Below are 22611 nucleotides of genomic sequence, written 5' to 3' on the forward strand. Positions count from 1 at the left end.
GGACACCATCACCTACGAGGAGATGCTGGAGATGGCGGCCTCGGGCGCCAAGGTCCTCATGCTCCGCTGCGTCGAGTACGCCCGCCGGTACGGCATCCCGGTGCACGTCCGCAGCTCCTACTCACAGCTCCCCGGCACGATCGTGGCCGGCTCGATGGAGGACCTCACCGTGGAACAGGCGATCATCACCGGCGTCGCGCACGACCGCAGCGAAGGGAAGATCACCGTCTCCGGCGTCCCCGACCGCCCGGGCGAGGCGGCCCAGATCTTCCGCGTGCTGGCCGACGCCGAGATCAACATCGACATGATCGTGCAGAACGTCTCGACCGAGGCGAAGCTGACCGACATCTCCTTCACCCTGCCCAAGAGCGACGGTCCGGCCGCCCTCGCGGCGCTGGAGCGGGTCAAGCACACCGTCGGCTACACCGGCGTCAGCTTCGACCAGCACATCGGCAAGGTCTCCCTGGTGGGCGCCGGGATGCGCTCGCACCCGGGGGTCTCCGCCAAGTTCTTCGGCGCTCTGGCCGACGCCGGGGTCAACCTCGAGCTGATCAGCACCTCCGAGATTCGCATCTCGGTGGTGTGCCGGGACACCGAGGTCGACGTCGCCGTCCGCGCGGTGCACGACGCGTTCGACCTCGGCTCCGACGTCGAGGCCGTGGTCTACGGGGGGACCGGACGATGAGCGCGTTCACGCCTGATGGCCTGCGGGTCGGCGTCGTCGGCGCCACCGGGCAGGTCGGCGCCGTCGTGCGCCGGCTGCTGGCCGAGCGGGCCTTCCCCCTTGCCGAGCTGCGCTTCTTCGCCTCCGCCCGCTCCGCGGGCAGCACGCTGCCCTGGGCCGGTGGCGAGATCACCGTCGAGGACGCCGCGGCCGCCGACCCCACGGGGCTGGACATCGCGATCTTCTCCGCCGGTGGCGCGACCTCCAAGGAGCAGGCGCCGCGGTTCGCGGCCGCCGGGGTCACCGTCATCGACAACAGCTCCGCCTGGCGCCGCGACCCCGACGTCCCGCTGGTCGTCAGCGAGGTCAACCCGCACGCCCTGGACTCGATCCCCAAGGGGATCATCGCCAACCCGAACTGCACCACCATGGCCGCGATGCCGGTGCTGCGGCCGCTGCACGACGAGGCCGGCCTCGTCCGCCTGGTCGCCAGCACCTACCAGGCGGTCTCCGGTGCCGGGCTGGCCGGCGTCGAGGAGCTGGACGGCCAGGTCAAGGCCGTGGTGGACAAGGCGGCGGAGTACACCCACGACGGGTCCGCGGTCACCGGTCCCGAGCCGGTCACGTTCGTCCGCCCCATCGCCTACAATGTGATCCCGCTGGCCGGCTCGATCGTCGACGACGGCAGCTTCGAGACCGACGAGGAGCAGAAGCTCCGCAACGAGAGCCGCAAGATCCTCGGCATCCCGGAGCTGCGGGTGTCCGGCACCTGCGTCCGGGTGCCCGTCTTCACCGGGCACTCGCTGTCGCTGAACGTGGAGTTCGCCCGGCCGCTGTCGCCTGAGCGGGCGACCGAGCTGCTCGAACAGGCGCCCGGTGTCCAGCTCACCGGCGTGCCCACCCCGCTGCAGGCCGCCGGCACCGACCCCAGCTACGTCGGCCGGATCCGGCAGGACGAGGGCGTCGACGACGGCCGCGGTCTGGCGCTGTTCATCAGCAACGACAACCTGCGCAAGGGTGCGGCGCTGAACACCGTGCAGATCGCCGAACTGCTGCTCGCCCGACGCTGACCGGTCGACTCGGCGGTCCGGCCGACCGCCGTCCCGCTGCTGCCCCTCCCCGCGTGCGCGGGGGAGGGCAGGCGCGGGAGCTCCTGGGCGTCCCGGCCCGGCCGCGGGACACCGTCGCCCGGCTGGCGCTGGCCGCCGCGGTCGGCCTCGCGGTCTGGGTGGTGTCTCACCACGTCCCGTACCCGTCCTACAAGGACTGGTTCGACCTGCGGGTGTACCAGGGCGCCGTCGGCTGGTGGCTCGACGGGCAGCCGCTCTACGCCTTCGACCTGGACCGCACCGGTTACGGCTTCACCTACCCGCCGTTCGCCGCCCTGCTGATGACCCCGCTCGCGGCGCTCACCTACGCCCAGGCGGCGGCCGTCTACACGACGGTCAACGTCACCCTGGTCGCGCTGCTCACCGCCGCCTTCGTCGTGCCGCTGGCCCGCCGCCGCGGCTGGACGCCGTGGCTGGCCGTCGCGCTCGCCGTCCCGGTGGTGCTGCTCATGGAGCCGGTGCGCGAGACGATCGGCTTCGGCCAGGTCAACCTGCTGCTCGGCGGGCTGGTCGCCGCCGACGTCCTGGCGCTGCGTCGCGGGTGGCGGTGGGCCGGCGTGGGCACCGGGCTGGCGATCGCGGTCAAGCTGACCCCGGCTGTGTTCGTGCTGTACCTGGTGCTCACCCGGCAGTGGCGGGCCGCCGGGGTGGCCACCGGCACCGCCGTCCTCACCGCCCTGCTGGCCTTCGTCGTCTCGCCGCAGACCTCGGTGCAGTTCTGGGGGACGACGCTGTGGGAGACCGGCCGGGTCGGTGAGCTCGACCAGATCTCCAACCAGTCGCTGATGGGCACGGTGGCCCGGCTGGCCCACCCTGGCGAGCCGGACCGGGTGCTGTGGGCGGTGCTGGTGCTGGCAGCGGTGGTGGTCGGCATGCAGCGGGCGGTGCGCGCCCACCGCGCGGGCGACCTCCTCACCGGCGTCACGCTGGTCGGCCTGGTCAGCTGCCTGGCGAGCCCGGTGTCGTGGACCCACCACCTGTACTGGCTGGTCCCTGCGGTCGCCGTCCTGGTCGACGTCGCCGCCGGCGCGCCCGTGGCCGGCCGCGCGCTCGGTGGGCGGCCACGCGTCGCCGCCCGGCTGGCCGGCGTCGGTGCCGTGCTGGTGACCACGTCGCTGGGCATCGGCACGCTGTGGTTCTACGGCGACCCGGGGAGGAACCAGCCGCACCAGACCGGGCTGCTCGGGGCGCTCGGCGAGGAGACCTACGTGCTGTTCATGGTCGTGCTGCTGCTGGTCCTGCCGGTGCGGGCGGCCGTGCGCACGCCGGCCGCGGCCCCAGCTCCCGACGACGTCCTCGCCGTCCGCTGACCACGGGGGCGCCGGTGCTCCCGACGGCCCCTGGAGGGCCATGTCCGCGGACATGGCCCTCCAGGGGCGGGTGAGGCCCTCCGGTCAGGGGGTGACGTGCCGCAGCGCGAAGGACAACGCCACCTCGACCTGGCGGATCGTCTCCTCGATCACCAGCGAGCCGTGGCCGGCGTCGAAGCGGTACACCTCGTGTGGCTTGCCCCGCTCGTCCAGGGCCGCGAGGTAGTTGTCGATCTGCCGGATCGGACACCGCGGGTCGTTGGCCCCGGCGACCACGAGCACCGGTGCCGCCACGGCGTCGACGTAGGTGAGCGGCGAGCTGCGCACGTAGACGTCGTGGACCTCGGCCGGCGAGCCGCCGAACAGCGCACGGTCGTAGGCGCGCAGGCCCTCCATCTCGTCCTCGTAGGCGGCCAGGTAGTCGGCCACCGGGACCTCGGCGATGCCCGCCGTCCACCGCTCCGGCTGGGTGCCTAGGCCGAGCAGGGTCAGGAAGCCGCCCCACGAGCCCCCGGTGAGGATCGTGCGGGCCGGGTCGACGACGCCCTCGGCGACCAGCGCGTCGTACACGGCGGCGACGTCCTCGAGCTCGGTGAGCCCGGGCCGGCCGGTGAGCGCGTCGCGCCACTCGCTGCCGTAGCCGGTGGATCCGCGGTAGTTGACGTGCACCACCGCGTAGCCGGCGTCGACGTAGGCCGCGCGCCGGGCCCGGTAGGAGTCGTCGTCCTGGGACTCCGGGCCGCCGTGCACCAGGAAGGCGGTCGCGTACGGGCCCTCGCCGGCCGGGCGCACCAGCAGTGCGTGCACGTCGCCGCCGGGGCCCGGCACCCAGCGGTCCTCGACCGGGTAGGCAGCCGGCGGCTCCTCGCCGGGGGCGGCGAGGACGACGGGGCCGTCGGCGCGGCGGATCACCGGCGGCTTCTCGGCGTTCGACCAGGCCAGCTCGACGCTGCCGTCGGGGCGGGCACTGGCGCCCCGGACGACGCCGCGCGGGGTCTCCAGCTGCTCCAGCGTGCCGGCGGTGAGGTCGTAGCGGTACAGCTCGCTGCGGGCGGCGTGGTCGTGGCCCACCAGCAGCGCCGAGCCGTCGGGGTACCAGCCGGCGGTGACGTCACCGGGCAGGTCGAGCACCAGCTCGGTCTCCTCGCCGCTGGCGACGTCCCAGATCAGCAGCTCCTCGCGGCCGCGGCGCTCGTGGCCCACGAGCAGTCGCTGGTCGCCCTCGACGGGGGAGAAGCTCAGCGCGTGCAGGCCGCGGCCCTCGCCGTCCCACGTGTCGGCCACCAGCGACAGGTCCCCGGTGCGCAGCACCCGGAGGGCGGGGTAGCGGGGGTCGCCGTGCTCGGAGTGGGAGAAGACCAGCAGGGTGTCGTCGCGGGACAGCGCGTCGACACCGGCGGTGTCGGGGGTCGTGTAGAACACCGCCGGGCTGCCGCCCACCGGGCCGAGCCACAGCTCGCTGCCGTCGTCGGTGGAGCGCCCCACGGCCAGGTACCGGCGCCCCAGCTCCAGCCCGGCCGGGTAGGCGGGGCCCACCTCGGGCAGCGCGACGGTGTCGGGGCCGCCGGCGAAGGGCTGGGTCATCCAGACGCCGAACTCGTCACCGTCGGTGTCGGCGAACCACCAGACGGCCTCACCGTCCGGGCTCAGCGTGGCGGCAAGCGTGCCGTTGGCGCGGTCGGTGACCTGCCGGTGGACGTCGGTGTCGCGGTCCCAGACGTACTGCTCGACCACGCCGGTGACGTCGGAGGAGTAGACGTTGCGGTGCGGGGCGTCCTCTGCCCAGTCCGGCAGGCTGACCCGCGGGGCGCGGAAGCGGGCCTGCCAGCGGGCGGTCACCTCTGCAGGAAGCGCCGGGGCGGGGACGGGCTGGGCGGAGGAGGGCACGGTCGGCTCAGCGGTCACCGCTGCATCCTCCCCCGTGGCCCGGCGGCGGTGCCTGCGGACCTCGACGCCCGGCACCCCGGGTGAGAGCGCAGCGCCGGCCGGTCGCGGCGGGCGGTCCACGTCCATCCCGCCGCGTCCCGCGGGGAGGTCACCTCCCCCCGGCACCCGCCCCGGCCTGCGCGGCGTTCCGCCGGGCCTTCGGCTTCGGCGGGACGACGACGTCGGCGCTGCGGACGTCGCCGATCAGCTGCTCCAGCACGTCCTCCAGGGCGACCAGGCCGATGGTCCGACCGTCCTCGACGACCCGCCCCAGGTGCGAGCCGGACCGGCGCATCTCCTGCAGCACCTCGGGCAGCGGCTCGGCGGGGGTCAGCTCGACGAAGGCCTTCACCGCCTGGTCGGGCACCGTGTGGTCCCGCATGCTCGGCCCGGACCCCAGGATGTCCTTGACGTGCACGTAGCCGGTCAGCTCGCCGTCCGCGCCGCGCACCGGGTAGCGGCTGTAGCCGTGCTGGGCGACGACGGCCTCCAGCTGCCGGGGCGTGGAGTCGCGGGGCACGGTGACCAGGGAGTCAACGGGCAGGAGCACCGAGCCGACGTCGTGCTGCTCGAAGGTGAGCGCACCGGCGGCCAGCTCGCTGACCTCGGTGCCCAGCAGCCCCTCCTCGCGGGACTGGGTGATCATCGACTGGATCTCCGTCCGGTCGAAGCTGGCCGCGATCTCGTCGGTGGGCGTGACGCCGAACAGCCGCACGAAGGCGTTGGCCACGACGTTGAAGAACCAGATGAACGGCTTGAGCACCCGCACCATGAACGCCAGCGGCGGACCCAGCACGATCGCGGCGTTGGTCGGGCCGGCGATGGTGATGTTCTTGGGCACCATCTCGCCGAGCACCATGTGCAGCACGGTCACCAGCGACAGCGCGATCACCAGTGCGATCGGGTGCAGCAGGCCCTCCGGCACGTGCAGGGCGTGCAGCACGGGCTCGATCAGGTGGGCCACGGCCGGCTCACCGACCGCGCCCAGACCCAGCGAGCACAGCGTGATGCCCAGCTGGGCGCCGGCCATCATCTGCGACACGTTGCGCATCGCGGCCAGCGTCTTCTGCGCCCGGACCGACCCGGCCTCGGCGCGCGGCTCGATCTGGTCGGCGCGGGCCGACACCAGGGCGAACTCCGAGGCGACGAAGAACGCGTTGCCCAGCAGCAGTGCCACCAGGACGAGCAGGCTCACGACGTCGCTCACGCCTGCGCCACCTCTCGCTCACGGCTGGCGGTCGCACCGGAGTGGCGCGACTCGTCGGTGAGGTCGGGGTCGTCCTCGACCGGCACCGGGGTGGCGCGCAGTCGGGACAGCCGACGCCCGTCGACCTCGGCCACGGTGAGCATCCAGCCCTCGATCGCCACCTGCTCGCCCACCTCGGGCAGCCGGCGCAGCCGCTCCACCACGAACCCGGCGATGGTCTCGTAGCGGCCCTCGGGGACGGGGATGTCGGTGCGCTCGCGCACCTCGTCGGGACGCAGCAGGCCGGAGAGCACCCAGTCCTCGCCGTCCCGGCGCAACTGGCGCAGCGGGCGGTCGGTCTCGTCGGTGATCTCACCGACCAGTTCCTCGACGATGTCCTCCAGCGTCACGATGCCGTGGGTGGCGCCCCACTCGTCGACGACGAGGGCCAACTGCAGGCCCTGCTCGCGGAGCAGGTCCAGCAGCGGGTCCAGCCGCAGCGACGAGGGGACGGCGAGCACCGGTGCCGCCAGCTCCCGGGCGGTGCGCTGCAGCCGGTCCTCCTCCGGGACGGCGACGGCGTTCTTGACGTGCACGACGCCGGTGACCTCGTCGAGGTCGGCGCCGTAGACGGGGAAGCGGGAGTTGCCCGAGCGGATGGCGGCGTCGATGACGTCGGCCGCCGTGGCCGAGGAGCTGAGCGTCCACAGCCGGGTGCGCGGGGTCATCACGTCGGTGGCGAACTTGTCGCGCAGGCCCAGCGAGCGGCCCAGCAGCCGGGCGGCGACGGGGGAGAGGTCGCCCTCCTCGGCCGAGCGGCGGGCGACCGCGGCCAGCTCCTCGGCGCCGCGGGTGTCGTCGAGCTCCTCCTTGGGCTCGAAGCCCAACCGGCGCACGATCGCGTTGGCCAGCCGCTGCAGGAGGCGCACCAGCGGGCCGGTGATCGTCGTGAACAGGCGCATGCCCGGGGCGACGAGGACGGCGGTGCCCAGCGGCCGGGCGATGGCCAGGTTCTTCGGCCCCAACTCGCCCAGGATCATCTGCAGGAACGTCGCCAGCGCGATGCCCAGGGCGACCGCGATGGGTGCGACCGCGCCCTCGGGCAGGCCTAGGCCGGTGAGCACCGGCTCCAGCAGCCCGCCCAGCGCCGGCTCGGCCAGGAAGCCCACGAGCAGCGTGGTCAGCGTGATCCCGAGCTGTGCGGCGGACAACTCGGTGGACAGGCCGCGCAGTGCCTTCAGGACGCCGTCGGCGCCCTTCTCGCCGGCCGCTGCGGCCCGCTCGGCCTGGCCGCGGTCGACGGAGGTGAAGGAGAACTCGGCTGCGACGAAGAACCCGGTGAGCGCGGTCAACAGCACAGCCGCGAGGAGGAGCAGCCATTCGGTCATCAGCGCGCACTGTGCCCACTGGGGCCGGTGCAGAAACTGGGCCGGGAACGACTCAGGGACCGCCCGGAGGCGGTCCCTGAGTGGCGAGTCGGGGTGACAGGATTTGAACCTGCGGCCTCGTCGTCCCGAACGACGCGCGCTACCAAGCTGCGCCACACCCCGAGGTGCGTCGACAACTGTAACCGACGCCCGCGGGCCCCCTCGCAGGGGCCCGGCACGGGTGGGAGGACCCGTCCTCCTCGTCCCCCGCGAGCTCGGGACGGGGCCGGGGGAGGGGGTCTCTCTCCTACGCCCGGGCGGTCAGCGTGAGCAGGGTGGCCTCCGGCGGACAGGCCAGCCGGTAGGGCGCATAGGGGCTGGTGCCCAGCCCGGCCGAGACGTGCAGCCAGGTGCCGTTCGGGTGCGCCGGCGTCGGCTGTGCCCACCGGTGCAGCCAGCGGACGTGCTGCCGGTCGATGCCGCAGTTGGTGACCAGTGCGCCGTAGAAGGGGATGCGCAGCTGGCCGCCGTGGGTGTGCCCGCACAGCAGCAGGTCGTAGCCGTCGCCGGCGAACCGGTCGAGCACCCGGGGCTCGGGGGAGTGGACCAGCCCCAGCCGCACGTCGGCGTCCGGGTCGGCCGGGCCGGCGATCTCCTCGTACCGGTCCAGTCGCAGGTGCGGGTCGTCGAGGCCGGCGAAGGCGATCGGCACCCCCGCGACGGTGAGCCGGCCGGTGCTGTTGGTCAGGTCCAGCCAGCCGCGCGCGGTCATGCCGTCGCGGAGCTCCTGCCAGGGCAGCGGCTCACCGAACACCCTCCGGTGGTCCTTCTTGAAGTACGTCAGCGGGTTCTTCGGCGTCGGACCGTAGTAGTCGTTGCTGGACAGCACGAAGGCCCCGGGGAGGTCGAGCAGCGGCTCCAGCGCACGCAGCGTCGGTGGGACGGCGTCCGCCCCGGCCAGGTTGTCGCCGGTGGTGACCACCAGGTCGGGCTCCAGCGCGGCCAGCCCAGCCACCCAGCGCTGCTTGCTCGTCTGCCCGGCGGTCATGTGCAGGTCCGACAGCTGCAGCACCCGCAGCGGTGCCGAGCCCGGTGGCAGCACCGGGACGTCGAAGCGCCGCAGCGTCCACCGCGTCCGCTCGACCAGGCTCGCGTAGGCCACCGTGGCGGCTCCGGTGGCCAGCACGGCAGCGGGGACGGCGGTCGTGGTGCGCATGCACGCAGCGTAGGGCGGCGCAGGAACTGCGTCGTCCCACCGCCGGGTGAGGTGGCAGGCTGCGGAGCGTGAGCGAGCTGAAGGACCGACTGCGTACCGACCTGACCACTGCCATGAAGGGCCGCGACGAGCTGACCACCGCGACCCTGCGCATGGTGCTCTCCGCCGTGACCGCCGAGGAGGTGTCCGGCAAGGAGGCCCGTCAGCTGTCCGACGAGGAGGTGCAGGCGGTGCTGCGCCGGGAGGCGAAGAAGCGCCGTGAGGCGGCTGAGGCCTTCGCCGGCGCCGGCCGCGCCGAGCAGGCCGAGCGGGAGCGCGCCGAGGAGGGCGTGGTCGCCGCCTACCTGCCCGCCCAGCTCACCGACGCCGACCTCACCGCGCTGGTCGCCGACGTCGTCACCACCACCGGGGCCACCGGGATGAAGGACATGGGCAAGGTGATGGGCGCGGTCACCGGCCGGGTCGCCGGCCGGGCCGAGGGTGGTCGCGTCGCCGCCGAGGTGCGTCGCCAGCTCGGCTGAGCCGGGCCCGCGAGGGCACGGACGACGACGGCTCCCCGGTCGGTGACCGGGGAGCCGTCGTCGTCCGTGGGTGGATCAGCCGGAGTCGACGGTCAGTTGGTGGGCTCGGTCGGCACCGGGGCCGGGTCCGGGGCAGGCGCCGGCTCGGGTGCGGGCGCCGGTGCCGGAGCGGGAGCCGGGCTGGGGGCCGGCGCGGACGGGCGGGGCGCCCGGGTGCGGGCACCCGTCCCGTCGCTCACGCGGATGGTGACGACCTGGCCGGCCTCGGCCTCCGCGCCGGCGGCCGGGCTGGTGCCCAGCAGGCTGCCGACGGGCTGGGAGCTGCTCACCCGGGAGGTGACCGGCCGGAAGCCCGCCTGACGCAGCGTCTCCTCGCACGCACTCGCGCTGCTGCACCCGGGGACCACCGGACGGTTGCCCGCGGAGACGACCGGGTCGGCCGCCGGGAACGGGACCGGCGCCTGGTTGGCCAGGATCGGCGCCATGGCGTCGCGCCAGATGGTCGCGCCCTTGCCGCCACCGAAACCACCGACGTCCTGGTTCCCGGTCGGGTTGAAGACCATGACGCTGGCCGCGTACTTCGGGGTGTAGCCGACGAAGGTCACCGAGATGTTGTCCTGGGCGGTACCGGTCTTGCCGGCGATCTGGTGACCGGGGATGGCTGCGGTCTTGGCGGTGCCGAACGGGCTCTCGGTGTCACCGATCAGGATCTGGTTGAGCGTGGTCGCCACACCCGGCGGGATGGCCTCCGGCGTGCAGTTGTCGTTCTTGACCAGCGGCTGGCCGTCGTCCCCGGTGAGCGGCTGACCGGCCGAGGTGAGCACCTGGGTCACCGCGATGGGGTCGCACTGCGTGCCGTTGCCGCCGAGCGTGGAGTAGGCGCTGGCCAGGTACAGCGGGCTGGTGGCATCCGGGCCGAGGGTGAAGGACCCGCGGTTCTGGGCGATGACCTCGTCGGCGATCGGGTCGAGGGACTTCAGGCCCATCGCCTGCGCCGTCCGCACCGGCTTCTCGACGCTGCCGAGCTTGTCCTCGAGGGCGACGAAGTAGGTGTTCGACGACCGCACCAGGGCGTCACGCATGCTCAGGGTCGGCGGGTAGTTGTTGCCGACGTTCTGCACCGGCCAGGGCCGCAGCCGACCGGTGTCGGGGTCGGTGTCCTTGAAGAGCTTGGAGATGTAGGGCTCGGGGGTCGTCTGGGTGTAGTTGGCGCCGTAGCCCTCGATGAGCGCCGCGGCCGCGGTGAACACCTTGTACGTGGAGCCGGCGCCCTTGCTGGCGCTGACGTTCAGGTTGACCGACTCGCAGGCGGGGTCGACGTTGCCGTCGCATCCGAAGCGCCGGTTGACGCTCATCGCGAGGAGCTTCCCGGTGCCCGGCTCGACCGCGGTGAACGTGCCGGCCAGGTCGTCGCCCATGGCCAGGGTGTTCAGCACGGCGGCGTCGCCGGACCGCTGCAGGTCGGCGTCGAGCGTGGTCTGGATGGTGTAGCCGCCGTTGGCGAGCTCCTGGTCGTCCAGGCCCAGCGCGTTGAGCTGGCCCTTCACGAAGTCGCAGAAGTAGCCGCCGATGGTCGCGTTGGCGCATCCGTTCGGGGGCTTGGCACCCCCGGCGGTCTGGACCGGGGTGGCCGACAGGTCGGCCAGCTCCTGGTCGGTCATCGGCTGGTCGACCTGCCCGCCCCCGCCGTGGCCGAGGTCGTGCATGCGCTGCAGCACCTGGTTGCGCCGGGTCTGGGCAGCCTCGGGGTAGAGCAGCGGGTCGTCGTTCGTGGGGCTCTGCACCAGGCCGGCCAGCACCGCAGCCTGCGGCAGGGTCAGTTCGGCGGCGCCCACGCTGAAGTAGGTGCGCGCGGCGGCCTCGATGCCATAGGCCCCGTGCCCGAAGTAGGCGATGTTCAGGTAGCGGGTGAGGATCTCGTCCTTGGAGTAGGTCTGCTCCAGGGCGAGGGCGAGCCGGGCCTCCTTGAGCTTGCGGCCCACCGACTGCTCGGTCGCCGCCCGGGCCTCGGCCGCGGTGGGGGCCGTCTGCAGCAGGGTCTGCTTCACCAGTTGCTGGGTGAGCGTCGACCCGCCCTCCTGGACCCCGCCGGCGGCCAGGTTCTTGGCCAGCGCGCGCAGGGTGCCCTGGGCGTCGACGCCCTTGTGCTCGTAGAAGCGCGAGTCCTCGATGTCGACGATCGCCTGCTTCATGATCGGCGCGATCTGGTCCGGCGTCGCCGGCGTCCGGTTGTTCTCGTAGAACTCGGTGATCAGCTCGCCGTTGGCGGCCAGCACCTTCGTGTTCCCGTTCGGCGTCTTGTCGGTCAGCTCGACCGGCAGGGCGTCGAGCAGGGTCGTCGAGTTGCGGGCGACGAGGCCCGCCCCGCCGACGAAGGGCAACAGCACGGCGGCGACCAGGCCACCGGCGACGACCAGGGCGACCAGGAGCTTCGCGAGGGCGCCGACACGGGAGGGAGCAGACTCGGACATCGCAGGCCAAGGTACCTGTCCGGGGGCCTCCCGTGTCCGGCTCGGGACCCGACGCGCGGGCCCGCCGGGCGACGCGCCGGGGCGCGCACAGCCCGGTCCCGGGAGCGCCCCCGTCGTCGTCGGTGCCGGTCAGTCCTTCGCGTACCGGTTGGCCCGGGCGAAGGTGCCCATGTCGTTGAACCGGACGCCGTTGGCCGCCAGCACCGGGTGGATGTCGCGCTCCATCAGCTGGCGCACGTAGAACGGGTCGGCCACGTAGAAGTGGTGGATCGGGTGGGTGCTGCCGAAGTTGGCGCAGAACACCTGGAACGGCGCCAGGTACCACTTGTTGAACACCTGGGTCTGCTGCAGGACGTTCCCCTGCTCCACGTCACCCTGGTAGTGCATGTTGCTGCTGATGAAGTGCAGGCAGAAGCCGCGCCACACGTTCGGGCCGACCCAGACGACCGTGAGCACGGTGAGGGCGTGCAGGAGGCCGGCGGGCACGGCTGCGCCCAGCCACGAGGCCAGGTGGAGGAGGAGGAAGCCGTACCAGATGGTGATCGCGACCGGGGTGAGCCCGATGCTGGCCTTGAGGATGGTGCGCCGCCACAGTGCGTCCTCGGCGTCCACCGGCTTGGTGAACAGGATCCGGGTCATCGCCGGGACGTAGGGGTCGAGCAGGCTGTACAGCCGGACCAGGCCCCACGGCTTGCCGTTGGTGATCGACACCTCCTCGATGTCGTCCGGCAGGCCCGAGTACGCGTGGTGCCGCAGGTGCAGCCGGATCCGGTACACCGGGTTGATCGTGTAGGGCCGGAACGCCCAGACGGCGTAGAGCAGCGCGTAGCGCACGGCCTTGCGACGGCGGAAGTAGAGGGCGTGGATGAGGTCGTGCTCGACCTCGTGGCCGATCGCGGCGAAGGCGGCCGACACCAGGACCGTGACGTACCAGGGCAGGACGCCGGTCAGGTACAGCGCGCCGCTGCCGACGAAGCCGAGCAGGGCCACGGAGAAGGCGGCGAGCCCGAGCGCGTCCTGGTGCCGCAGCACCGGGTGGTCGCGCCGCAGCTCCTGCGAGCGCTGCCGGATCGCCGAGGTGATGACCTTGGTGCGCGCCCGGTCGTCGTCGTCCATGCCGGTCAGGTCGACCGGGATCTCGACCGGCAGGTCCGCGGCCGCGGGCACCGTGCCGGTCCCGAACAGGCCGAGCGGGGGTGCGGTCGTGGTCGTGTCGCCGGGCGGGGCGTCGATCTGGGGGGCAGTGCTCATGCGGGTGTCATCCCTCCGACGGAACAGGTCGGGCGGACGCTAACGGTGCGTGACGAGCGCGGTCCAGACCCGCCGCACGGCGGGACACGATCGGGTGACGGCGGGTCGCCAGGCGCACCACCCGTCACTCCCGTGTCCCGGGCGGCGCCGTGGGGAGGACGCCGCCCGGGGTGGGTCAGGCGGTCGCGGGGCGCACGGGGAGGACCCGGCTGCGCGGGGTGCCGGTGCCGGTGTCGTCCTCGTCGGCCAGCAGGGCCCGGCCCATCACCCGCAGGCCGTCCAGGTCGTGCACGTCACCGGCCGCGGCCGGCACGGTGCGGATCGCGACCTCGGGGTGCGCGCTGCTGAACCGGTCGGCCAGCCGCTGCTCCCGGGTGGCCACGGTCATCCGCTCGGCGTGCACCCGCAGCGCCCCCGCGGCCAGCTCGGCGCCGGGACCGCCGGCCTCGGCGACCGCCTCGGCCGCGGCCTCGGCGCGGGTGGCCGACAGCCCCGTCGTCGCCGGCGGGTGGGTGCGGTTGACGACCAGGCCGGCCAGCGGCATGCCCTCGCTGGAGAGCCGGTCGACGAAGTACGAGGCCTCTCGCAGCGCGTCGGGCTCGGGTGCGGCGACGACCACGAACGCCGTCCCGGGCTGGCGGAGCAGCTGGTAGGTGGCGTCGGCGCGCTCCCGGAAGCCGCCGAACATCGTGTCCAGCGCGGAGACGAAGGCGGAGATGTCGTTGAGCAGCTGGCCGCCCAGGATCTTGCTGATGATCCGGCTGAAGAGGGCGAAGCCCGCCCCGACCAGCCGGACGCCGGCCCGTCCCCCGGCCCGTGCGGGAGCGGTGAGCAGCCGGATCATCGTGCCGTCGAGGAAACGGGACAGCCGGTTCGGGGCGTCCAGGAAGTCCAGCGCCGAGCGCGACGGCGGGGTGTCGACGATGACGAGGTCCCAGCGCTCGCTGGCGCGCAGCTGGCCCAGCTTCTCCATGGCCATGTACTCCTGCGTGCCCCCGAAGGAGGACGACAGCGCCTGGTAGAAGGGGTTGTCGAAGATCACCTGCGCCCGCTCGGGCGTCGCGTGCGCGGACACGACGTCGTCGAACGTCCGCTTCATGTCCAGCATCATCGCGTGCAGCTCACCGCTGGCCCCCGGCGTCTCGACCAGCCGTGGCTCGTTGTCCAGCTCGACCAGGCCGAGGGACTGCGCCAGCCGGCGGGCCGGGTCGATGGTGAGGACGACGACCTCGCGGCCGGCCTCCGCGGCGGCCAGGGCCAGCGCCGCCGACGTCGTCGTCTTGCCCACGCCGCCGGAGCCGCAGCAGACGATGATCCGGGTGTCCGGGTCCGAGACCAGGGCGGCGAGGTCGAGGGCCGGGGCGAGGGACGCCCGGCGCGGCTGGGCGGCGGTCATGCGGCCACCGCCGGCTGCAGGTCGCGGAGGCGCTCGGCCAGCTCGAACAGGCAGCCGAGGTCGATGGGTGAGGAGGACAGCGGCAACTCGAGCACCGGGCGGCCCAGCGCCTCGACCTCCCCGCGCAGCGCGTCCTGGGACTGCCAGCGCCGGGCGTGCTCGACCGCCTCGGCGACCAGGGCCCCGGCCACCTCGGCGCCACCGGACACCCGCGCCGCGGTGAGCGCGGGCAGCAGGTCCTCGCCGGTCAGCTCCCCGGCGGCGACGGCGGCCAGGGAGGCGGGGGGCAGCAGCGGCTCGGTGGCCATGTTGACGATCACCGACCCCACCGGCAGCTGCAGCGCGGTGAGCTCGGCGATGGCGTCGGCGGTCTCCTGCACGGGCATGTCCTCCAGCAGGGTCACCAGGTGCACCGCGGTCTGCGGCGACCGGAACACGGCCATCACGCCGTCGCTCTGGCTCTTGATCGGGCCGGAGCGGGCCAGGCCGGCCACCTCACCGGTGACGTTGAGGAACCGGGAGATCCGCCCCGTCGGCGGGGCGTCGACCACGACGGCGTCGTAGACCGGACGGCCGTCCTTGCCGCGGCGGGTCACCGCCTCCTTGATCTTGCCGGTGAGCAGCACGTCGCGCAGACCCGGGGCGATCGCGGTGGCGAAGTCGACGGCGCCCATCTTCCGCAGGGCGTAGCCGGCGCGCTTGAGGTTGTAGAACATGTCCAGGTACTCGAGGAAGGCCGCCTCGACGTCGATCGCCAGCGCCTTGACCTCACCGCCGCCGCGGGCGACGGCGACCCGGCGCTCCTCGTAGGGCAGCGGCGGGGTGTCGAAGAGCTGGGCGATGCCCTGGCGGCCCTCGGTCTCCACCAGCAGCACGTGCCCGCCGTCGGCGGCCAGGGAGAGCGCCAGCGCTGCGGCGACCGTGGTCTTCCCGGTGCCGCCCTTGCCGGTCACGACGTGGCACCGCACGGGCGCAGGCTGGGAGGTCACCCCCAGGAGAGTACGAGCGGTGGCCGGGTCCGGCCTGCCTGAGGCTGCGCTAGCGTCGCGGCATGAGCGAACCGTCCCGCCGTACCTGGGAGTACGCCACCATCCCGCTGCTGATCCACAACACCAAGGCGATCCTGGACTCCTGGGGCGTCGACGGGTGGGAGCTGGTGCAGGTGCTGCCCAGCGGCGACTCCGGCACCCAGCTCGTGGCCTACCTGAAGCGCCCGACGAACTGATGAGCGCCCCCGACCAGCCCACCAGCTGGCTCGCCCGGCTGGCCGAGCTCGGGGTCCGGCTGCCCCCGGTGGCCGCCCCCGTCGCCGCCTACGTGCCGGCCGTCCGCACCGGCCAGCTGGTCTTCACCTCCGGCCAGCTGCCCTTCGTCGAGGGCGGGCTGCGGCGCACCGGCAAGGTCGGCGGTGCCGTCGACATCGAGGACGCCGCCGCCGACGCCAAGGTCTGCGCCCTCAACGCCCTGGCCGCCATCGACGACCTGGTCGGGCTGGACGCCGTCGCCCGGGTGATCCGGGTCGTCGGCTACGTCGCCAGCGCCGAGGGCTTCAGCGGCCAGCCGCGGGTGGTCAACGGGGCCAGCGAGTTCCTCGGCCGGGTCTTCGGCGAGGCCGGGCAGCACGCCCGCTCCGCCGTCGGCGTCGCCGAGCTGCCCATGAACGCCCCCGTCGAGGTGGAGCTCACCGTCGAGCTCCGCTGAACCCGCCGTCCCGATCGGGACGGCTGAACGCGAGAGGCCCAGGACCGTGCCGGTCCTGGGCCTCTCGCGTTCAGCCCCCTCGTGGGGTCCCGCCGCGAACCTGCGAGCGATGGCGGCCGGTCCCGCAGGTGCACCCGGGATCAGGTGACCTGATCGTCGTTGCTCCTGGCTCACCTCCTGCGCTGAGCCAGGAGCACGGGCGGTGAGCTCAGCTGATCCCGGAGCGGCCCGGCACGGAACGCCAGAAGGCCCCGCTCCGGGTCCGGAGCGGGGCCTTCTGGCGGTTCGGGGGTCTCAGCGCGCGCGGCGGCGGAGCCGTTCCTCGTCCAGGACGACGACGGACTTGCCCTGCAGCTGGATCCAGCCACGGTGCACGAAGTCGGCCAGCGCCTTGTTCACCGTCTCGCGGGAGGCGCCCACCAGCTGGGCCAGCTCCTCCTGCGTCAGGTCGTGCTTGACGCGCAGGCCGTCGCTCTCGCGGCTGCCGAAGCGGTCGGCCATCTGTAGCAGCGCCTTGGCCACGCGGCCGGGGACGTCGGTGAAGATCAGGTCGGCGACCGAGTCGTTGGTGCGGCGCAGCCGGCGGGCCAGCACGCGCAGCAGCTGCTCGCCGATCTCCGGGTGGGCGGTGATCCACGGCCGCAGCATGTGGTTGGGCATCTTCGCCAGGCGCACGTCGGTGACGGCCGTGGCGGTCGCCGTGCGCGGACCCGGGTCGAACACCGAGAGCTCACCGAACTGGTCGGAGGGCCCCATGACGGCCAGCACGTTCTCGCGGCCGTCCGGCGCACGCCGGGACAGCTTGATCTTGCCGGAGAGGACGACGTAGAGGCTGTCGCCCGACTCGCCCTCGCTGAAGACCACCCGGCCACGGGGGAGCGTCACCGTCTCGAGGGCGCTGGCCACCGGCTCGGCAGCCTCCTCCGACAGCCCCTGGAACAGACCCGACTGGGCAAGGACCTCGTCCACGCTCACCTCTCGCAACGTCCTCACGGGTGCGATGGCGACCCGCGTCGTGATGAGTCTAGGGCCTGTGGCCCGCCTCACCTGTGCACTCAGTCACCGGACTGCCCACTCTGAGTGGCAGCCGAACATCGAGACGTACATCTCCTGGGTGACCGGGCCGGGATCACCCGGCGCGCCGACCCCGTTCGGTCGCCTGCTCGGGGGCCCGCTCGGAGGCCCGCTCGGTGAGCACCGGGCGCGGGGTCGTGCGGGGGCGGCTGCGACGGCGGGTGCGCCAGCGGCTCATCGCCCGGCGGATGCCGGAGTGGGCCAGCGTGCTGACCTCGGCGTCGGTGGCGCTGCCGAGGAAGTCCTCGACCTCGCGCTGGGACGTGGGGCGCCGCAGCGGCTCCTCCACCCGCTCCATGACGAGCAGGAAGGCGATCAGCAACGGCGGGAACAGGATGACGATGAGGGCGACCACGGGCACCTCCTCGGGGTGTGACGCGTCCCGGGCGGCAGGGCCCGGGAGGGGCGACGTCGTCGTGCGGTCAGGGGCGCTCCGGCCGGGTGGCGGAGCACGCACCAGCACCGAGTATGACGGGCGCCGGCGCTCAGGCCCGACGCCTACCCTCACACGCGTGTCCCGGCCCGTCCCCTCGCCCGCCAGCCAGTCCGCCGAGTCCGCAGCCGACCCGTCCGTCTACAGCCGGCCTGCCAAGGCCCGTCGTCCCGGTCCGGTCGCGCGGCTGGGGGTCTCGCCGTTCGACCCGCAGGAGAGCCCGCTGGCGCGTACCCGCCGGGCCCGCCGGATGGCCCGCGAGCTGGCCGTCCTCCACCCCGACGCGCACTGCGAGCTGGACTTCACCACCCCGCTGGAGCTGCTGGTGGCCACCGTCCTGTCGGCGCAGACGACGGACAAGACGGTCAACAAGGTGACGCCGAGGCTGTTCGCCCGCTACCCCGACGCCGCGGCCTACGCAGGCGCCGACCGGGCCGAGCTGGAGGAGATCCTGAAGCCCACCGGGTTCTTCCGGGCCAAGGCCAACTCCGTCATCGGGCTGGGGCAGGCCCTCGTGGAGCGCTTCGACGGCGTCGTCCCCGGCCGGATGGCCGACCTGGTCACGCTGCCCGGCGCCGGGCGCAAGACCGCCAACGTGGTGCTGGGCAACGCCTTCGGCGTCCCCGGGCTGACCGTCGACACCCACTTCGGCCGGCTGGTGCGGCGCTTCGGCTGGACGGCCGAGGAGGACCCGGTCAAGGTCGAGACCGAGATCGCCGAGATCGTGCCGAAGAAGGAGTGGACCGACTTCTCCCACCGGGTGATCTTCCACGGCCGACGGGTCTGCCACGCCAAGAAGCCGGCCTGCGGGGCGTGCGGGCTGGCGGCCTGGTGCCCGTCCTACGGCATCGGCCCGCTGGACCCCGAGGTGGCCGCGAAGCTGGTCAAGACCCCCGCCGCCTCGGACACCGAGTGAGCCGCGGCCCGCGCGCCCTGGTCGCCGCCCTGGCGGTCGGGTCGGCGCTGCTCACCGGGTGCGGCTCCGACGAGCAGACCGACCTGCCCGCCCAGCCCGCCGCCGACGTGGCTGCCGACCTCGCCCCCTGCCCGGCGCAGCCGGACACCGCAGCCGCCGACAGCGACCTGCCGGCGGTCTCGATCGACTGCATCGGCGGCGGGACCCTGGACCTGACGAGGGCGCCCGGGGTGCCCACCGTGCTCAACCTCTGGGCCAGCTGGTGCACGCCCTGCCGCGAGGAGCTGCCGCTGGTGCAGCAGCTCGCCGACGCCGCGGGGGAGCAGGTGCGGGTGGTCGGGGTGGTCAGCAAGGACGGCATGCCGCAGGCGACCTCGTTCGCCGCCGACGCGGGCATCACCTTCCCCGGCGCGTTCGACGGCGACGGGTCGGTGATGACCGGGATGGGGCTGGTCGGTCTGCCGGCCACGGCCTTCCTGGCCGCCGACGGCTCGGTCGCCTTCGTCAAGGTCGGGCCCGTGCGCTCGCTCGGGGAGTTCGAGGAGCTCGTGGCCACCCACCTCGGGGTGCAGCTGTGACCGTGCCGGCCGCCGACCTCGCCGGGCTGCCCGAGCACGTGCAGCGCCTGGTCACCAACGCCGGGCGGCTGCCGCGGATGCGCACCGAGCGGCCCTCGGCGACCGCCCGGCGCTCGGCGGTGCTCATCCTGTTCGGCGAGGGCCCGGCCGGACCGGACGTGCTGCTGATCGAGAAGTCACCGCACCTGCGCAGCCACGCCGGACAGCCGGCCTTCCCCGGCGGCGGCGCCGACCCGGGCGAGGAGTTCCCCGTGGGGACCGCGCTGCGCGAGGCCCACGAGGAGGCGGGGGTGGAGCCCGACGGCGTCCGCGTGCTCGCCGTGCTGCCCGAGCTGTTCCTGGGGCACTCGGACAACCTCGTCGTGCCGGTCGTCGGCTGGTGGGACGACCCGCGCGAGGTGCGCACCGGCGACCCCCGCGAGGTCGCCCGCGTCGCGCGGGTGCCCCTCGCCGACCTGGTCGACCCCGCCAACCGCTTCCGGGTGCGCATCTCCACCGGCTACGTCGGCCCCGCCTTCGGCGTCGCCGGCATGGTCGTGTGGGGCTTCACCGCCGGGCTGCTGGACTCGGTGCTGGTCGCGGCCGGGCTGGACCGTCCCTGGGACACCACCGACGTCCGCCCGCTCGCCACGCCGGCTGGCGGACCCGAGCCGGCACGCTCCCGGGCCGCCGCGCCGACGGACGGCGACGACGCGGCCCCCGGGGTCGCCACGCGTACGGTTCCGGGGCCATGAACGTCGCTGCAGACCGCACCCGAGGGGCGCGCCGGACCACCCCGCGCCGGGGCCCGGCAGCCGCCCTGCTCAGCGGTGCGCTGGTGCTCGCGGTGCTGACCGGGTGCTCGAACTCCGAGCCGACGCTGCCCGAGGTGACCCGGGCGACGTCCGCGGACGCCGGGGTGGTGCAGACCGCGCCGGACGGCGTCCAGGAGATCACCCTGGAGACCGGGGACGACTACGCGTTCACGCCGGCTGCGTTCACCGTCGCGCCGGGGCCGGTGCGGCTGACCGTGCGCAACACGGCTGAGCAGCTCACCCACAACTTCCTGTTCACCGAGGGGAAGGGGCCGGCGCAGATCGTCGAGCAGATCCCCTTCCTCGGCCCTGGCGACAGCAAGACGATCGAGTTCACCGCCGGCGCGCCGGGCGACTACCCCTTCGAGTGCAGTTTCCACCTCGCGCTGGGCCAGGTCGGCACCATGACGGTGAGCGCCCCGTGACCCTCGTCCGAGGACTGCCGGGGGCCAGGACAGGAGCGCGCTGAGGTGTCGGTCGTCGACCTGGTCCTGATCGCGCTGGCACTGGTCTTCGCGCTCTCCGGTTTCCGGCAGGGGGTCATCGTCTCCGCCACGTCGTTCGTGGGCTTCTTCGGCGGTGCGGTCGTCGGGGCGCAGCTGTCCGGGCCGGTCTCCGAGGAGCTGGCCACGTCCTCGGTGACCCGCGTGTTCGTCGCGCTGGTCGTCGTCCTCGCCGGGGCGCTGCTGGGTCAGCTGCTGGCCGGGATGGTCGGCCGGGCGGTGCGCACGCGGGTCACCTGGGAGCCGGCGAAGCTGGTCGACGCCGTCGCCGGCGCGGTGGTCTCGGCGGTCGCCGTCCTGCTGGTGGCCTGGATGGTGGCCACCCCGCTGGCCAGCTCCCCGCTGCCCGGGGTCGCCGGTCAGGTGCGGCAGTCGACGCTGGTGCAGGCGGTCGACCACACCGTGCCCACCCAGGTGCGGTCGCTCTACGACTCGCTGCGGCAGGCGATCGACCGCAACGGCCTGCCCGACGTGCTGGACCCGCTGACGCCGACCGAGGCCCGGGACGTGCCGGCGCCGGACCAGGCCCTGCTGGCCAGCCCGGTCGTCGCGGCGGTGCAGGGGTCGGTGGTGCAGATCCGCGGGATCGCGACCTCGTGCTCCAAGCAGATCGACGGCTCGGGCTTCGTCTACGCCGACCAGCGGGTGATGACCAACGCGCACGTGCTCGCGGGGGTGACCGACCCGCAGGTGACCGCCGAGGGGCAGGAGTACGACGCGACCGCCGTCTACGTCGACGAGGCCACCGACGTCGCGGTGCTCGCCGTCCCCGGCCTGCCCCAGGTGCCGCTGAAGTTCGCCACGACCGCGGTCGACACCGGGGCCGACGCGATCGTCATGGGCTACCCCGGCGGCGGGCCCTTCTACGTCGGGCCGGCCCGCGTGCGTGACCGCGGCGAGATCAGCGGTCCGGACTTCCGCTCCACCGGCACCGTCCAGCGCGACGTCTACGCCCTGTTCGGCCAGGTGCGGGCCGGTAACTCCGGTGGCCCGCTCATCGCCCCCGACGGCACCGTGCTCGGCGTCGTCTTCGCCTCCGCGATCGACGACCCCGACACCGGCTACGCCCTCACCATCGCCCAGGTGATGACGGCGGCGACCACCGGGGCCGGCTCCAGCGCACAGGTGGACACCGGCTCCTGCGAGTAGAAGGACCCCCCGTGCCCCCCAGCCCTCGCTCCGCTCGGGCCGGGACCCTGCACGGGGGCCGCTCCAGCACGTCACGGTCGCGGGCCCGGCCCCGGCACGAGGGCCGTGGTCAGCCCCTGGCCCAGTCGGCGATGGCGGCGGTGACCTCGGTGGGGGACTCCTCGTGCGGGAAGTGGCCGATGCCGGGGAGCTCGCGCCACTCGTAGGCGCCGGCGACGTAGCGGCCCGAGCCGGCGGCCGTCGAGGGGAGCACGTAGCGGTCGGCGGCGCCGTGCAGCTGCAGCGTCGGGGCGGTGATCGGGGCGGCCATCCGGCGGGCGTAGCGCAGGCCGTCGGGGCGCAGCTGTGACCGGCCGGCCCAGCGGTAGTACTCCATGGCGCCGTAGGCGGCCTGCGGGATGCGGGAGGCCGAGCGGTACCGCTCGACGGCCTCGGCGAAGTCGGTGGTGCCGGCCCAGGCCGGCCCCGCCCAGCGGCGCATCAGGTCGGCAACCGGGTCGTCGTCGGCGCGGGTGAGCCGACGTTCGGGCAGCCGGGGGAGCTGGAAGTGCAGCGCGTAGGCCAGGGCCCGCCGCTGCCGGGGGTCGGTGATCGAGGACCGCAGCCGGCGTGGGTGCGCGGCGGAGACGACGACCAGCCGGCGGACGCTGCGCGGGTGCAGGGCGGCCATCGTCCAGGCCACCAGCCCGCCCCAGTCCGAGCCGACGACGACGGCCTCGGTCTCACCCAGCGCGCGGATCACGGCGGCGGCGTCCGCGGCGGCGGTGGGCAGGTCGTACCCGCGCGGGGGCTTGTCGCTGGCGCCGAAGCCACGCAGGTCGGTGGCGACGACGCGGAACCCGGCGTCGGCCAGCCCGATCAGCTGGTGCCGCCAGGTCCACCAGAACTCGGGGAAGCCGTGCAGGAGCAGGACCAGTGGGCCGCTGCCGGCCTCGGCGGCGTGCAGCCGGACGCCGTTGGCGGACACGTCCCGGTGCGCCCAGGGGCCGGGCAGCAGGACGCTGGTGGCGTCGGGCTGCCCGGCCCCTGGGTCGGTCACGGTCGCG

The 22611-nt window shown here is 73.9% G+C and carries 22 protein-coding genes and 1 tRNA gene; 11 read left to right on the forward strand and 12 right to left on the reverse strand.

What is annotated here, in order from left to right; translation table 11 throughout:
- The 3 genes from GCU67_RS10395 to GCU67_RS10405 form a co-directional block, all read left to right on the forward strand.
- Positions 1-685 (forward strand): aspartate kinase (locus GCU67_RS10395; protein WP_163611154.1); only part of this gene is annotated, 685 nt, incomplete at its 5' end.
- On the forward strand, positions 682-1734 hold the full coding sequence (locus GCU67_RS10400; protein WP_163611155.1) for an aspartate-semialdehyde dehydrogenase: 1053 nt from the start codon (positions 682-684) through the stop codon (positions 1732-1734). The genes GCU67_RS10395 and GCU67_RS10400, both read left to right, overlap by 4 nt.
- A 53-nt stretch (positions 1735-1787) precedes the next feature.
- A complete protein-coding gene (locus GCU67_RS10405; RefSeq protein WP_163611156.1) occupies positions 1788-3083 on the forward strand; it encodes a glycosyltransferase 87 family protein in 1296 nt (431 codons plus the stop codon).
- 84 nt (positions 3084-3167) lie between these two features.
- Here the strand turns inward: GCU67_RS10405 and GCU67_RS10410 are convergent, their stop codons facing one another.
- The 5 genes from GCU67_RS10410 to GCU67_RS10430 form a co-directional block, all read right to left on the reverse strand.
- Positions 3168-4988: a S9 family peptidase gene (locus GCU67_RS10410; protein ID WP_338104917.1), complete on the reverse strand. Its 1821-nt coding sequence runs from the start codon at positions 4986-4988 to the stop codon at positions 3168-3170.
- Positions 4989-5118: 130 nt separating this feature from the next.
- Positions 5119-6216 (reverse strand): CNNM domain-containing protein, encoded by a 1098-nt coding sequence (locus tag GCU67_RS10415; protein WP_163611158.1) that lies wholly within the window; start codon positions 6214-6216, stop codon positions 5119-5121.
- On the reverse strand, positions 6213-7583 hold the full coding sequence (locus GCU67_RS10420; protein WP_163611159.1) for a hemolysin family protein: 1371 nt from the start codon (positions 7581-7583) through the stop codon (positions 6213-6215). The genes GCU67_RS10415 and GCU67_RS10420 overlap by 4 nt, the downstream gene beginning before the upstream one ends.
- 88 nt (positions 7584-7671) lie before the next feature.
- Positions 7672-7745, reverse strand: a tRNA-Pro gene (locus GCU67_RS10425).
- 124 nt (positions 7746-7869) lie between these two features.
- The gene (locus tag GCU67_RS10430; RefSeq protein WP_163611160.1) at positions 7870-8778 is read right to left on the reverse strand and encodes a metallophosphoesterase; all 909 of its coding nucleotides are present in this window, start codon (positions 8776-8778) and stop codon (positions 7870-7872) included.
- 68 nt (positions 8779-8846) lie between these two features.
- On the opposite strand from GCU67_RS10430, the gene GCU67_RS10435 reads away from it, so the two are divergent.
- Entirely contained in the window at positions 8847-9299 is a 453-nt protein-coding gene (locus GCU67_RS10435) for a GatB/YqeY domain-containing protein (protein WP_163611161.1), read from the forward strand.
- A gap of 92 nt (positions 9300-9391) precedes the next feature.
- Here GCU67_RS10435 and GCU67_RS10440 read toward each other — a convergent pair whose 3' ends face one another.
- The 4 genes from GCU67_RS10440 to bagA all read right to left on the reverse strand — a co-directional run bounded on the left by GCU67_RS10440 (position 9392) and on the right by bagA (position 15406).
- Positions 9392-11770, reverse strand: coding sequence for a transglycosylase domain-containing protein (locus GCU67_RS10440; RefSeq protein WP_163611162.1), 2379 nt, complete (start codon positions 11768-11770; stop codon positions 9392-9394).
- Between the two features lie 129 nt (positions 11771-11899).
- Positions 11900-13021, reverse strand: coding sequence for a fatty acid desaturase (locus GCU67_RS10445; RefSeq protein ID WP_211661137.1), 1122 nt, complete (start codon positions 13019-13021; stop codon positions 11900-11902).
- Between the two features lie 175 nt (positions 13022-13196).
- Positions 13197-14417 carry an ATPase BagB gene (bagB, locus tag GCU67_RS10450; RefSeq protein WP_163611163.1) on the reverse strand — a complete coding sequence of 407 codons (1221 nt, stop codon included), beginning with the start codon at positions 14415-14417 and terminating at the stop codon, positions 13197-13199.
- Complete coding sequence (gene bagA / locus GCU67_RS10455; RefSeq protein WP_170311039.1) at positions 14414-15406, reverse strand: ATPase BagA; 993 nt, start codon at positions 15404-15406, stop codon at positions 14414-14416. The genes bagB and bagA overlap by 4 nt, the downstream gene beginning before the upstream one ends.
- 62 nt (positions 15407-15468) lie before the next feature.
- Here bagA and GCU67_RS21140 point away from each other — a divergent pair, with 62 nt between their 5' ends.
- Both GCU67_RS21140 and GCU67_RS10460 read left to right on the forward strand, forming a co-directional pair.
- Positions 15469-15642 carry a Sp36 family protein gene (locus GCU67_RS21140; protein ID WP_170311040.1) on the forward strand — a complete coding sequence of 58 codons (174 nt, stop codon included), beginning with the start codon at positions 15469-15471 and terminating at the stop codon, positions 15640-15642.
- Positions 15642-16118 (forward strand): RidA family protein, encoded by a 477-nt coding sequence (locus GCU67_RS10460; protein ID WP_163611164.1) that lies wholly within the window; start codon positions 15642-15644, stop codon positions 16116-16118. Before GCU67_RS21140 ends, GCU67_RS10460 begins: the two co-directional genes overlap by 1 nt.
- Before the next feature lie 294 nt (positions 16119-16412).
- On the opposite strand, the gene GCU67_RS10465 is transcribed toward GCU67_RS10460, so the two are convergent.
- Both GCU67_RS10465 and GCU67_RS10470 read right to left on the reverse strand, forming a co-directional pair.
- Positions 16413-17087, reverse strand: a complete 675-nt coding sequence (locus tag GCU67_RS10465; RefSeq protein ID WP_163611165.1) for a cyclic nucleotide-binding domain-containing protein — start codon at positions 17085-17087, stop codon at positions 16413-16415.
- Positions 17088-17247: 160 nt separating this feature from the next.
- Positions 17248-17547 carry a hypothetical protein gene (locus tag GCU67_RS10470; protein WP_163611166.1) on the reverse strand — a complete coding sequence of 100 codons (300 nt, stop codon included), beginning with the start codon at positions 17545-17547 and terminating at the stop codon, positions 17248-17250.
- 157 nt (positions 17548-17704) lie between these two features.
- On the opposite strand from GCU67_RS10470, the gene nth reads away from it, so the two are divergent.
- From nth to GCU67_RS10495, 5 genes are read left to right on the forward strand one after another with little or no spacing between them, the layout of a single operon-like run.
- Complete coding sequence (gene nth, locus GCU67_RS10475; protein ID WP_338104918.1) at positions 17705-18541, forward strand: endonuclease III; 837 nt, start codon at positions 17705-17707, stop codon at positions 18539-18541.
- The gene (locus GCU67_RS10480) at positions 18538-19119 is read left to right on the forward strand and encodes a redoxin family protein (RefSeq protein WP_163611167.1); all 582 of its coding nucleotides are present in this window, start codon (positions 18538-18540) and stop codon (positions 19117-19119) included. Before nth ends, GCU67_RS10480 begins: the two co-directional genes overlap by 4 nt.
- On the forward strand, positions 19116-19853 hold the full coding sequence (locus GCU67_RS10485; RefSeq protein WP_163611168.1) for an NUDIX domain-containing protein: 738 nt from the start codon (positions 19116-19118) through the stop codon (positions 19851-19853). The genes GCU67_RS10480 and GCU67_RS10485 overlap by 4 nt, the downstream gene beginning before the upstream one ends.
- Positions 19850-20338 (forward strand): cupredoxin domain-containing protein, encoded by a 489-nt coding sequence (locus GCU67_RS10490; RefSeq protein ID WP_163611169.1) that lies wholly within the window; start codon positions 19850-19852, stop codon positions 20336-20338. The genes GCU67_RS10485 and GCU67_RS10490 overlap by 4 nt, the downstream gene beginning before the upstream one ends.
- Positions 20339-20383: 45 nt before the next feature.
- Positions 20384-21565, forward strand: coding sequence for a MarP family serine protease (locus GCU67_RS10495; protein WP_163611170.1), 1182 nt, complete (start codon positions 20384-20386; stop codon positions 21563-21565).
- Between the two features lie 109 nt (positions 21566-21674).
- On the opposite strand, the gene GCU67_RS10500 is transcribed toward GCU67_RS10495, so the two are convergent.
- Complete coding sequence (locus GCU67_RS10500) at positions 21675-22604, reverse strand: alpha/beta fold hydrolase (protein WP_163611171.1); 930 nt, start codon at positions 22602-22604, stop codon at positions 21675-21677.
- Positions 22605-22611 lie beyond the last annotated feature (7 nt).

Source organism: Modestobacter muralis (assembly GCF_010682105.1).
Lineage (GTDB): Bacteria > Actinomycetota > Actinomycetes > Mycobacteriales > Geodermatophilaceae > Modestobacter > Modestobacter muralis.